Below are 12,825 nucleotides of genomic sequence, written 5' to 3' on the forward strand. Positions count from 1 at the left end.
CAAAAAAGTATTAGTTAGTACATCGGCACACTATTGAGTTCTCACACAACACACACCCACGAAGACAACCACCCCAAACCAGGGCAACCACCACGTGAGCAGCGAGAGAAAACATTAACAAACAATTAACCAGAAAGTCAAACCAACGACTCCCAGCGGCTAACCGCACGAAAACATTTCCCCCACATCAACCAACCAAACACATAAACTGCCTGGCCACGCTGACCTCCAAATACATTACACACATGCCCCTATTTAAGCGAATCCGCTGGTAGAACCTGGAAAACGAATCACTTTAGTTAACTCTGTACGCCAGATTTGAGCCTTCCTACGGCTCGGGCGCTACTTTTCAGCAACTCAGCAATCGACCAATTACTTAGTCAGAGCCGCCTTGTCACCTGCGAGTCGTCGCCAAGCAGTGGCAGACGCGACCCCCATCAGCGCACCCGCACCCAGAAACACGCTGCCTGCACCCATCGCGGTAGCACCCAAACCAGCAACCGGCGGCAGGATGACCTGCGCCAAGCGGTTACCCATCAGTCGGATGGATAGCGCCTGAGCGCGCACCTCGGCATCCACCAGGGAGCTCACCCACGTCATTGACATGGGCATGACAAAACCCCACGCCAAGCCACAGATACCAACTGCGACAACCATCAGCCACGCACTCTGTAGCCACGGCATTGCCAAAAGCGGCAGGACACCGGCACAAACTGCAATGATAAGGACTCGATTGCGATTAGCTCGGTGCAAAACAGTCGGCATGAGGGCTCGGGAAATAATCGCGAGGCCACTACGCGCACCAAGGATTACCGTCACCTCGGCAACACTAAAGCCCAGTTCGCGTCCCAGCACCGGCACATATGCCGTCAACAGGTCAATGGCTACGATGACCGCAATTGATACAGCCATGGCGCTGGACATGCCGTCGATACGCAGGATGCTTAAGACCGATGCGCCGCTGGCTTCGGCCTGCCCCGGCCGCCTCTCGTCCATCCGGCTGCGGTCGCTAACAGTCGACGCCGGGGATTGCTCAGTTGAGCTAGCAGCTTGCACTTCGGCGGCTGCATTCGCTTCGTGCCGTCGATAAGCAGTTGCGACCGGCCAGCCGATGACCAGGGCGACCGCGCCGATTCCCGTCATCACCCAGAGCGCGAAAGTTGTAGCGGTCATAGTGCTGCCGTCGTGGTTGGGAGTGAGCAGACCTGCACCGACAATGCCGAGGAACTGCCCGACGGAAATTCCGAGCGTGAAATAAGCAAAGAGGCTATCGAGCCCGGCGACGCCGCCACGCAGGTGCGAAACCATGCCTTGAGCGGCGATGAGCGTGGTCATGTGGGCAAAACCCAGGGCCACGTAGCCGAGCAGAAGAATAGGTAGGTTCGGCGAGAGCGCCATTACTGCTGCCGCGATGACGGTGGCGACGAGACCGGAGTACATGACTTCGGTGGCGCGATGACTGTCGACAAGCTTGCCGGCGGGAAGCGCAATAATAAGAGGTACAAGTGAAAATGCGGCAGTGAACCAGCCGACGGTGGCGGCGGAACCGCCAAAATCGAGGACTCGCCAAGAAAGCAGCACGCGACCGCCGTTGAAAACCGCTTGTCCCAACACAGTAATGAGAACCAATAGGCCGAACCAGCGTCTCATACCTGTTTGTAACTCCCCTTCTCCTGTGTGGTCGTACTCTTCGCGGGGCGATTTCTTTGCACGTCAATACCTAAATTGATCGGTGCCTTCTCGTCGACTCGCACTCCTGCCAACCCGCGAAGAGCGGTCAAAGTGATGCGGCTTATTAAGAATAGTCCCTGAAGTTAAACATGTTTAGCGCATAGAATGAATTATTCGGGCATCCTTGTCGATGTAACCGGTTTGCTTATTTAGTTAATAAAGAATCAGGAATTAGGAGCCATGCTTGAACGCACATTGGTGTTCGTCGATACGTCATATTTATTGGCGAGCTTTTACAACTCGTGGGAAACCGGAGCCCGCGGGCAATTAGAAATCGACCTTAGAGAAGTAGTTAGTGTCCTTGACCGAATGATTAACCAGCAGCTGAACCAGCCAGTTCAGCGGCAACTTTGGTACGACGGCATCCCGGAGTCGGGGCCGCATCGTTACCAGCGCTCACTGCGCACGATCGATGGTGTGCAGCTGCGCGCAGGTCAACTCATTGAATGGGGTGACCGACGGACGCAGAAGGCCGTCGATACTCGGCTCGTCGCAGACATGGTTGTCGCCGGCCTGCGCAACCAAGTTTCCGATATCGTGCTGGTCTCGGGCGATGCGGACATGCTGCCCGGCGTCGCTGAGGCTTCGGCTGCCGGTGTGCGTGTGCATCTCTACGGCTTCGGCTGGGACTCCATGTCCGGTGCACTTCGCCATGCCTGCGATTCGACGACAATCCTCGATCCCCGCGAGGACTTCGCCGACGCCATGCAGCTCAATGTCCTCGAAGGCCCAATCCCGCCGGTCGTCCGCACGAATAAGCCGCTGGGCGATGCCGAACCAATCGAAGATCTCGGCGCTACCTGCGTGCCGGATACGCGCATCACTCCTCCGGGCGAGGGCTCGCTTGACGACGGCACGGAGAACACTCCCTCCGCCGCCGACGGTGACGCTGCTTCGCCGGAGGCCGGCACTCCGGAGGTTCCGCAGGACCAGCGCGTTGTGCCATCCCCCACGGCTGACAGCGACTCCGACTGTCGCAGCGAAGACAATGCCGCAGCCACGCCGACGGCCAAGGCCGACTCGCCGAAGTTCAACGAGGTCGAGCACGCGGCCAAGATGGGTGCCCGGGAAATCCCGGCGCAGGCTGAGCACCGCGCTGAGGTAGAGCGCACCGGCGGTTCGGAAGCTACACGGGTGGATTCCGCTGCTTCGGGCGTTTCGGCTGCCTCACCAGCGCAGCCAACGCAGCCAGCACAGCCTTCTCCAGCGACCATGCCCGGCGCGACAGTCAACACTGGCAGTGGGGCTGGTAACGACACTGTGAACAACACCGGAGCCGAGCATGCAGGCGCGTCTGCCTCCGATTCCGCGTCGTCGACTGCAACCGGCAGTGGGGAGTCGGCGACGGAGTCGTCGACAAGCGAAGACGGTGCCAACACGAGTACGCCGAAACCAAGCCCGCGGCCGAATCCTTCGATGATGGCGCCAAGGAGGAAGCTGCGTAGTCGATACGTGCCCCTGCCGAACGAGGTGTGGGCATCCGCGGGTTTTCAGACGCCGTTCGATGTGGGACAGCAGTACGCGAACTGGTGGTACGAGAATATTGCAAACGAGCAGGCGCGCGATAGTGCCCACTTGCTCTCTGGTGGTGGGCTGCCACCGGACATTGATCGTCCGCTGCTGCAGTTTGCGTGCGAAACCCTGCACGAATACACGCTGACGGAGACGCAGCGCGTCAATCTGCGCGATGGTTTCCACGCCGGTATCCGCGGAGTGCTGCTCGCGCGGAAGAACGGCGAATTGGAGTAATAGCGCGCCTCACGGATTCGGCAGTTTCGGTGGCTTCAGCACTGCTGGCGCTACTGTCGCTGCTGGCGCTGCTGGTGCGAGAAAGTGTCGGGGTTTATGTCAGTTTAGGGTGGTTTTTCCCGCTCAAACTGACATAAACCCCGACACTTTCTTGTTGGCGATTGTTGGCAACTGGTGAACGCTACTTCGCTTCGTCTGCGTCCGTTGTGGTGTCCTCGACAGCCTCGGCGGACTCGGCGGACTCCAGCTCGCCGGCGTTATCCTTCGCGGCAGAACCGGATTCGAGAGCAGCGTTTTCATTATTCATCTGGGCACGAATTTCGGCCAGACGCATGTCAGCAGCGGCATCGCGAGTCGAAGTCTCGATCTCAGCCATGCGACCTGCTTGTGAGGATTCCGCGAGCTCCTGAGCGCCCAACGCATTGGCGTAGCGGCCTTCAATCTTCTCACGGACCGAATCCAAAGTCGGCACATTCGGATCCTCGGAAATACCCTGCATGCTCTGGAGAGTCTTCGACGCGGTCTCTTGCATCTTGGCCTGATCCGCCTGCGACTCCAGCTTGCGGATATCCTGCTTAATCTGCTCGTAGCGAGCCTGCGACTGCTGCGCCTGACGCTGTGCCTCCTCAGCAGCAGATACGGCCTGCTGGTGGAGCTGCGTAGTATTTTCTAGCTCCTTTTCAACATTCACCAGCTGAGTGGCAAACACCTCAGCAGTGCTTTCCATCTTCTGTGCAGTGGCTTCATCGCCCTTGGCACGAGCTTGATCCGCATTGGCGAGTGCCTGCCGGGTGTTCTCGGTAATCTTGTCACGCTCAGAGGTCAACCGCCCCAGCTGCATTTCCAGCTGATTGCGGTTGCCGATGATAGCCGCAGCCTGACGCTGAATCTCCTGATGGCGCTGACGCTCGGCCTCAGCTGCCTGTGCAATCTGAACCTTAGGATCCGCATTGTCTTCGATCTTCTTATCGAACGAAGACATCATGTACTTCCAGCCCTTGGCAAATGGATTAGCCATGCAAATCCAACCTTCCTCAACATATGCGGAATAACTAATCGGAACCGAGAAGATTCCATCTCTTAAAAAATTGTACGTGAGCTAGCTCGCTCTCTCTCGGCAAACGGAAAGAGCTGGTTACCGACAAGCAAGACTCCCCCAGAGTTGTAAACTCTCTAAACATGGTTCATTGCCCTCAACGCGCGTACCGCGGACTGGCCGCGAGTCTCGCCGCGGTAATTACTCTGTCAGCAACTGCGCCGCTGGCTAACGCGACAGTCACCGCAACTGCTGACTCCACCGATACCGGTGCATTTTCGCAGGTAGTCGTAGCAGCTCCATCGTCAACGGAGCCGGCTAAGCCCTCCGACGCAAAAACCAAGAAGACCACCGAAAAGCCAGCTGAAAAGGCTCCCGAGAAGAGCACAGGGCGAACCGCAGAGAAGTCGGCGGAACAGTCGGCTGAGAAGTCGACCGAGAAAACCTCTTCACCGACATCGGAAACGTCCTCGACGGAGCCGTCGGAAAGCACTGTGAAAAGTGAGCCGAAGGAGTTTCCCCCACTTGTGCCAGGGGCGAAGACCCAGTGGGGCCTTGGCGTGCAAACTCGTCTCGACGAAGTGACCGAGAACTTCGATGCTAAGGGCGGCATGCTCGGCATGGGCATTCTGGATCGCCAGACCGGTGAGTTCATCTGCAACTCACACTGTGATGATGTTTTTCGCCTCGCCAGCCTGATGAAGGTATTCGTCGCCGACGTTGTGGCCTATTCCAACTACACGCAGCCGAAGAAGGGCGAGATCGTCGCTGGCGAGGGCGATATGCCGGTTGAGGGCAACCCCGACGCCATGCTGCGCGACGACATGATTCGATACTCCAACAACGAAGCAACTGACGAGCTGTGGGATTCCTACGGCGGTGTACGCATCGTTGACAATGTCCGACAGCGCTACGGCCTCTCGGATAAGACTGTCGGCTCACCTATGTGGGGAGCCACCACCAGTACGCCAGCCGACATGGTTGCCTACTTTGACCGGATGCTGAGCGAAGAAGGCGGGCTGAGCGACACGGAGACCAAATACATGCGTCAGCTGATGTACTCACTGCCGCGCTACTCCTACGGCGATGCAGACCAGAACTTCGGTCTGCGTGCAGCGCTACCGAAGGAAACGATTGCCAACAAGTCCGGTTGGTACGAAGAGCAGCACACCACTGCCGGATTCCTTGGCGACGATGACCGTTACGCTATCGCGGTTCTGGGCAAAAACCTGACCGCCAACGAACTCACCGAAGCTGTCAAGCACGTGTTCCCAGACGGGCAGGTTCTGCCAACAGGTGAGAAGGAGACAAAGCACGCCCGCACCAGCGCACCACTGTCGATTGAGGAGGACTCAAACAAAGTCGCTCCAGCCCTGTGGGCGCTAGTAGCAGCACTCGCTGGCTTTGGTATTGGCTGGCTCATTCGTGGCCAGCGCGCGGACTAGATACAAAAAGCCCCCCGCGCGCTTGAGGGCTAGTTCAGGCGCGGGGGCTTACGCGGAAGTGCTCCAAGTCGGAAAACGCACAGTATGCGGGCTGAACCGCAGAGTTTACTCGGTAGCGCTATCCTGTGCGGCCTGCTCGGCAATTTGCGCACGGACATCATCCATGTTCAGCTCCGAAGCCTGGCCAACCAGATCGCTCAGGGCGGCCTCCGGCAGCACACCAGAGTGCTGGAAGAGCAGGATTCCCTCGCGGAAAACAAACAGCGTCGGAATCGACTGAATGCCCAGGGCTGCCGAAACCTCCTGGTTGGCATCGGTGTCCAGCTTTGCGAACACTACCTCTGAGTGCTTCTCGGAAGCCTTCTCATAAATCGGGGCGAACTGGCGGCACGGACCGCACCAGGATGCCCAGGCATCAACGAGCACAATGTCGTTGTTCTGAATGGTCTCGGCGAAAGTCTCGTTCGTAATATCAACAGTTGCCATGGGTCTAACTCCTCTTACTCTTTAACGTCGTGTTCTAACTTCACGTTCTTTACGTAGGTTTTTACCCGTTAGTCTCCCACAACGCACGCGGGGGTCGTTTCATTCCCGCCGGGTTCGCGGGAACGTCGTAAAGCGGCGCGTGCTAGTGGTTGATGCGGACAGTGTTGGCCTGTTTACCCAGGCCATCGATGGTGATGACCATTTCCTGACCATCCTGAAGGTAGGTCTGCGGGCTCATGCCGTGGCCAACACCCGCCGCCGTTCCCGTGGAGATGACATCGCCCGGGTTTAGCTGCACGAACTGTGAGATGTAGGCGATCAACTTTGCCGGGGAGAAAACAAGGTCCGCAATCGGTGCATCCTGGCGCAGCTCTCCGTCGACGTATGTGCGCACCCGCGCGGAGTCCGCATCGAAAGCATCAGCCGTGAGCATCCACGGCCCGAAAGCACTGGCGCGCTGCAACGTCTTCCCCTGTAGCCACTGCGCGGTGGCATACTGGAAATCGCGCTGGGTGAAGTCATTCATAATCGCGTACCCAGCGATAGCGTCCTGTGCCTGCTCCTCCGACACCCGCAGGCAGGTCTCGCCGACGATAACCGCGAGCTCGCCTTCGTAATCGAGCTTCTCCGCGCAGGCCTCCGGCACTCGGATGTCATCCTTCGCGCCAGCGACGGCATCGGCAAACTTCGCGAATAACGTCGGCACCTCGGGGCGCTGGTGTCCCATCTCATCGATGTGCGCGGCATAGTTCAGGCCGACGCAGACGATCTTGCCCGGCCGCGTGATCAGCGGTGCGAACGCCCACGCGCTCTCCGCCATGACGTTGTCAGGGTTGTTCCCCGCCTCCGCCAAGAGTTCTTCCGCTTCACGACGCCACGTTGGCCGCGCTAACACATCTCCGAGACAGTGGTCATCAAAAAGGACCGCTACGCCGTCGCCGAGAACAGCGGCGCGGGTTGCACCCTGGTATCGCAACGTTGCTAGACGCATGGCTTTCTCATTTCTTCATGGCTATTCTCTGTGTCACTTCTGCCGCCTGATCGGCTCCCGGTTCCACGCTACCGCCTTGTTGAGCTGAATTAGGAAGCAGGTTCGCTCTTAGGCTGCCGCGGAGCCTCGCCTTCAGGCAGGGAAGAAGGATTCTGACTGCGCTGAAGGGCACGCTGCCCCGGCGTAGTCATGCGCGCTACCCACGCAGGACGGACAAAGAGCCACCCGGCACCGATGGCAAGCAGCAACCTGTGCAGACCAAGACACAGCATCGCCGCAATAATAGTCACCAGCGGCGTCATGATGACCAAGTGTGGGTCCTTCGGCAGGATGAGGTCGCAAATAATCATGACCACAACCAACATTGGAATGTGCATGAGGAAGATAGGCAGCGTTCGGCCGCCAACCTTTTCAAAAGGCACAACTAGGCGAGTGTTCTGCAGCATCGCCATGACATTGATTGCAGCCAGTGCGCCTGTGGTGGACAGGTACACGCGGGTGAAGCCGACGTTGCCTTCGTTAAAGCTCGAGTAGGTCGCCTGCACCCAGATTGCCACCGACAGGAACGCCGTCAGCGTCACTAGCAGTGAGAGACCGCTGCGACGCTGTGCCATCCGGAAAATCCACGGCGCACCGTACATGCCCAGCACGTAGAAGAACAGCATTTTGCTGACGAAGTCCCACGACCAGCTGGACGAGGCAAAAGGTGCCCATGCACTAATGAGGCCTGTAACGATGAGCTGAATCACCGGATGTACCCAGCGAAATGCTCGTGTGAGAATTGCAAACAGCGCCAGCGCCCACAGGAACCACAGGTAGGAAGTTGGTTCGATGATCGCGTGAAGCGTGTTGTAAATTCGCGGCCCCCACGCGCTGTGGTCCGTGATCGGCGGCGGAGATACTATGCCATCGGCATCCACGTGCGTATATGGCATGAGGAAAAGCACGAAGTCACGCAGTGGCACCCAAATCACGTAGAGATAGACCATCACCCAGATTCGGCGATTGGCTAACTTATGCCACGACTCCTTGAGTGCCTTACCGGCGAACAGACCAGATAACAGGAAAAACAGCGGCATACGGATTGGTCCGAGGAAGAAGTTAATCCCCGCCCACTGCGCCGTGTAGTAACCGTGCGCTTGCAGCTCTGTGATGGCATGGCCAAGCACAACTAAAAGAATGCACAGCCCCTTAGCCGCATCTACCCAACCGACGCGCTGTTTCGGCGCACTCTTCTGCCTTTTCGCTTTGGCCTCCGCTGCCACGGGAGCGGCAGTTGGTGACATAGTGCTTCCCCGCTTCCCGACGACTCCGCGTAACCCTCAAAACCTTCAAAACCATCAACGCACGAAAACTCGCCCTATTGACTGTCACTCACCTTACCTAGCCACCCGGATTGCACTAATTCTGGGTGGCTAGGCCAGGCACCTAGAGAGAACCGCTGGGCTCCTCCGCCAGGTTGGCGAACCTGGAGTAATGCAGCTGGTGGGCCACAGCAATGCTTCCGGTCGGTCCACCACGGTGCTTTGCGACGATAATATCCGCCTCACCAGCACGTTCATGGTCAGCCTCCTGCGAGTCCGGCCGGTAAATCAGCATGACGATATCGGCATCCTGCTCCAGCGAACCCGACTCACGCAGGTCCGAGACCTGTGGCTTCTTATCTGTGCGAGCTTCCGGACCACGATTCAGCTGCGAAATTGCAATCAGCGGTACCTCGAGCTCCTTCGCCAACAACTTGAGCTGACGGGAGAACTCCGAGACCTCTTGCTGCCTGGACTCGACTTTTTTACCCGAGCTCATCAGCTGCAGGTAGTCGACCACGATCATCTTCAGATCGTGCTTCTGCTTCAGCTGACGTGCCTTCGCGCGAATTTCCATCATGGTCAGGTTCGGCGAGTCATCAATAAACAGCGGAGCATCACGAATCTTGTCGCCGACCTCGACCAGCTTTGTCCAGTCCCGCTCATCCAGGTCACCGGAGCGCAAAGATGCCATGTTGATCTTCGCCTCTGCGGACATGATGCGCATCATGATTTCGTTGCGCGACATTTCCAACGAGAAAATTGCGCTGGTCATGCCGTTGCGAATCGAGGCCGAACGCATGAAGTCCATTGCAAGCGTGGACTTACCCACACCCGGACGGGCCGCAATAATCACCATCTGACCTGGGTGAAGGCCATTTGTCAGCTTGTCCAGGTTGGTAATCCCCGTCGGCACACCCTGCGCCAGACCGCCGTTTTGGGTAATAAGATCCAGTTCCTCCAGCGTGTCATCCAGGACATCGGCGATGGGAACGTAGTCATTCTTCGTGTTCTCACGTCCAACGCTGAAAATGAGCTGCTGCGCCTCATCCACCAGCTGCTCCGGCTCCGTGTCCTCCGCGCCCGCATAGCCAATCTGGGCGATTTTCGTGCCGGCCTCTACCAGGCGACGGATTGTCGCCTTCTCCGCAACAATGCGGGCATAGAACTGCGCATTCGCCGCCGTTGGCACCAGGGAGGCCAAGGTGTGCAGGTACAGCGGACCACCGATGCGCTCCAGGTCTCCAGTTCGATCCAGACGACCTGCCAGCAAAATGGGGTCAATTTCCGAGGACTCACCGTAGAGGTGCAAAATCGCCGAGTAAATCGTCTGGTGCGCTGGCCGGTAGAAATCCTCCGGCGTCAGCTGCTCGTACACATCCGCAACGACCTCTGAGTTCAGCAGCATCGCGCCGAGCACACTCTGCTCCGCCTCGATATTGTGCGGCGGGGTGCGCTCAAAAGTCGCGCCCGCGACCGCACTCGCACGAGCGCCACGACCACGGTCTCGCTCCCAGTCCCGCGCCCCAGATCCGCTTGCCGACGATCCGTTGCCCGAGCTCTGCGAGAAGGAATACTCCTCCGGTGGCGCATCCTCTACCGGCGGTTCCGGGGGCAGCGGAACGTCATCGAAGGAATCATCGTGGGAATTTACCGAGTAGGAGGACGCCTCGTCCCCTGCTCCGGAATGACCACCATCACCTACAGGCTGACTCATCGTGAGCAGCTCCTCCCCTTCTGGACCACTTAGGTGCCTTTTCAACCCTGTTGCTGACTGACCGTCACACTCAATATGTCTGTTCCGACCGCCAGCAGTGGACACCTGACTACCTACCGCAGTTATACCTGTTCGAGCGGATTGATGGACCTGTAAAAGTACCCTTGGAGTCCCCAGAAAACAATCTTCTACGGTGTTTATCCCCGAAGTTATCCACAGCACCTGTGGATAAGCCTGGGGAGAACATGTGCACAATCAAGAAAAGTCCAGGTGAACGGTCCGTAACCCTAAACCGCCGCTTGAATGTTAACGGGGGTAGCGGAGTTTCAATCCGAAAATATTCTATCTACGCAGGTCAGTGCGTATTTGCCTTAATCCTGCACAAATGTAATCCTCTGCTACCCCTTTAGCATCGATGCTGCTCATGCGGAGATTATTAACGATGAATTAATAAAAATCTCGCGCTCTCCAGAAAAGTTATCCACGGCAGCCAGGCAAGTTACCCACAGGTCTATCCACAGCAATCGTCGTTAGCCTGTGGACAAGTCGTAGACGCTCTTTCCAGCACCTGCGTAAAAGGCTTTAAACCAGCCTTAAACCACGAAAAGCCCCGACCTTTCACTACGAAAGATCAGAGCTTCACGTGTGCTGTTGTCATTGGGCCTCAGAGCCCGCGCAGTCTTTAAACGCGGTGCTCGTCAGCCGCCGTCAAAGTAAAAACTCTAAACCGCGAACTTACGCGGCGACGACCTGTACGGAAACATGCGCGGTAATCTGCGGGTGCAGCGCGATGTCAACGGTGTGCTTACCAAGGGACTTGATCTGGCTCGGAGCAAGCACGACTGCGCGCTTGTCGATAGCCTGACCGGAAGCCTTACGAACTGCATCGGCGATGTCACCCTTGGTGACAGAACCGAACAGCTTGCCATTTTCCGAAGCCTTCACAGCAACGGAGACGTTGTCGAGCGAATCAATCTTCTGCTTGACTTCACGTGCATGGTCGAGGTCGCGGATAGCGCGAGCCTCCTGGGCACGACGAATGCCCTCGATCTGCTTTTCTGCGCCGCGGGTGGCAACAATTGCCAGTCCGCGAGGAAGCAGGTAGTTACGTCCGTAGCCGGCCTTGACCTCAACGATGTCGCCTGCGACACCGAGCTTGTCAACGTCGGCGGTGAGGATCAGCTTCATGATCCCTGCCTTTCGCTGGATATGTCTTTAAAAGATTTTGAGAATTGTGGATGCTAAATCTGCTGCAAACTAGTCACGTAGTGCCGTGGCTGGAAGGAGTTTAGAACGGAGGCTCATCGCCGCCGAAGCCGCCACCGGCCGGAGGAGCTGAGTTCCACGGATCTTCCGCAGGAGCTCCGCCACCAAAACCGCGATCGCTCTGTCCACCCTGGTTGCCCTGGTTTCCACCAAAGCCACCGCCGAAACCACCACCGGCATTTCCACCCTGGCCGCGGTTGCCGCCGCCAAAGTTTCCACCGCCGTTGCGTGGAGTGCGCGTGACCTGAGCTCGAGCGAACTTCAGGGACGGGCCCACCTCATCGACCTCAACCTCAAAGACGGTACGACGCTCGCCCTCGCGGGTCTCGTAACTGCGCTGGCGCAGACGACCCTGGACGATGACGCGCATGCCCTTGGAGAGACTTTCGACAGCGTTCTCCGCTGCCTCACGCCACAGGCTGCAGGTGAGGAACATGCCCTCGCCGTCAACCCACTGGCCATCTCGGTACACCCGCGGAGTCGACGCAACGCGGAAATTCGCCACGGCGGTGCCATTCTGGGTGTACTTAAGCTCCGGGTCAGCAACCAAGTTGCCAACCACCGTGATTTGTACGTCTCCCTGAGCCATGCTTCTTCTCCTCGGTTGTATTCTGTCGAGCTGATGATGGGGCTTTCGCCCGCTATCCTACGACTTTCGCATTACCGGTGTGTCCCATTCGAGCACTCTGGTTACGCAAATATGACGCAGATTAACGATCAACCCGCAGCACCTTGGTGCGCAGGATGCTGTCGTTCAGATTCAGACGACGGTCGAGTTCCAGCACGGTTGCGGACTCGCAGGTGAGGTCGACGACAACGTAGATGCCGTCTTCCTTCTTCTCGATCGGGTAGGCGAGGTGGCGCTTACCCCAGATGTCCACCTTCTCCACCTTGCCGTTCTCCTTGCGGACAACGTCGAGGTACTTCTCCAGGGACGGGCCTACGGTGCGCTCATCCTGAGACGGATCGATAATAATCATTACTTCGTAGTGACGCACGGACCTCATCACCTCCTATGGTCTAGTTCTTGTATTTCGGCTACACAGCGTGGTGCGCTGGCACTGTCTTTCATGCCAACCGCTATGCAGCAGGAGGATCGT

Annotated in this window: 11 protein-coding genes; 2 read left to right on the forward strand and 9 right to left on the reverse strand. The window is 57.8% G+C overall.

Annotated features, from left to right (window positions below):
- Positions 1-372 precede the first annotated feature (372 nt).
- Positions 373-1,650 (reverse strand): MFS transporter, encoded by a 1,278-nt coding sequence (locus QP978_RS08440; RefSeq protein ID WP_069358885.1) that lies wholly within the window; start codon positions 1,648-1,650, stop codon positions 373-375.
- 261 nt (positions 1,651-1,911) lie between these two features.
- Here QP978_RS08440 and QP978_RS08445 point away from each other — a divergent pair, with 261 nt between their 5' ends.
- Complete coding sequence (locus tag QP978_RS08445) at positions 1,912-3,480, forward strand: NYN domain-containing protein (protein ID WP_070549570.1); 1,569 nt, start codon at positions 1,912-1,914, stop codon at positions 3,478-3,480.
- 181 nt (positions 3,481-3,661) lie between these two features.
- Here QP978_RS08445 and QP978_RS08450 read toward each other — a convergent pair whose 3' ends face one another.
- Positions 3,662-4,498, reverse strand: coding sequence for a PspA/IM30 family protein (locus QP978_RS08450; RefSeq protein ID WP_049193093.1), 837 nt, complete (start codon positions 4,496-4,498; stop codon positions 3,662-3,664).
- A 161-nt stretch (positions 4,499-4,659) separates the two neighbouring features.
- Between QP978_RS08450 and QP978_RS08455 the strand changes: the two genes are divergently transcribed.
- The gene (locus QP978_RS08455) at positions 4,660-5,961 is read left to right on the forward strand and encodes a serine hydrolase (RefSeq protein ID WP_070643195.1); all 1,302 of its coding nucleotides are present in this window, start codon (positions 4,660-4,662) and stop codon (positions 5,959-5,961) included.
- A gap of 105 nt (positions 5,962-6,066) precedes the next feature.
- On the opposite strand, the gene trxA is transcribed toward QP978_RS08455, so the two are convergent.
- The 7 genes from trxA to rpsF all read right to left on the reverse strand — a co-directional run bounded on the left by trxA (position 6,067) and on the right by rpsF (position 12,723).
- Positions 6,067-6,447, reverse strand: a complete 381-nt coding sequence (gene trxA / locus QP978_RS08460; RefSeq protein ID WP_016421700.1) for a thioredoxin — start codon at positions 6,445-6,447, stop codon at positions 6,067-6,069.
- A 142-nt stretch (positions 6,448-6,589) separates the two neighbouring features.
- Positions 6,590-7,438 carry a fumarylacetoacetate hydrolase family protein gene (locus QP978_RS08465; RefSeq protein WP_070602147.1) on the reverse strand — a complete coding sequence of 283 codons (849 nt, stop codon included), beginning with the start codon at positions 7,436-7,438 and terminating at the stop codon, positions 6,590-6,592.
- 89 nt (positions 7,439-7,527) lie between these two features.
- Positions 7,528-8,724: an acyltransferase family protein gene (locus QP978_RS08470; protein WP_284857064.1), complete on the reverse strand. Its 1,197-nt coding sequence runs from the start codon at positions 8,722-8,724 to the stop codon at positions 7,528-7,530.
- Positions 8,725-8,866: 142 nt separating this feature from the next.
- On the reverse strand, positions 8,867-10,459 hold the full coding sequence (gene dnaB, locus QP978_RS08475; protein ID WP_049170075.1) for a replicative DNA helicase: 1,593 nt from the start codon (positions 10,457-10,459) through the stop codon (positions 8,867-8,869).
- 735 nt (positions 10,460-11,194) lie between these two features.
- Positions 11,195-11,647, reverse strand: coding sequence for a 50S ribosomal protein L9 (gene rplI / locus QP978_RS08480; RefSeq protein ID WP_005511982.1), 453 nt, complete (start codon positions 11,645-11,647; stop codon positions 11,195-11,197).
- Between the two features lie 100 nt (positions 11,648-11,747).
- The gene (locus QP978_RS08485) at positions 11,748-12,314 is read right to left on the reverse strand and encodes a single-stranded DNA-binding protein (protein ID WP_005511984.1); all 567 of its coding nucleotides are present in this window, start codon (positions 12,312-12,314) and stop codon (positions 11,748-11,750) included.
- Positions 12,315-12,435: 121 nt separating this feature from the next.
- Positions 12,436-12,723: a 30S ribosomal protein S6 gene (gene rpsF / locus QP978_RS08490; RefSeq protein ID WP_005511978.1), complete on the reverse strand. Its 288-nt coding sequence runs from the start codon at positions 12,721-12,723 to the stop codon at positions 12,436-12,438.
- Positions 12,724-12,825 lie beyond the last annotated feature (102 nt).

Source organism: Corynebacterium sp. MSK035 (assembly GCF_030232615.1).
In the GTDB taxonomy this organism is placed as follows: domain Bacteria; phylum Actinomycetota; class Actinomycetes; order Mycobacteriales; family Mycobacteriaceae; genus Corynebacterium; species Corynebacterium jeikeium_D.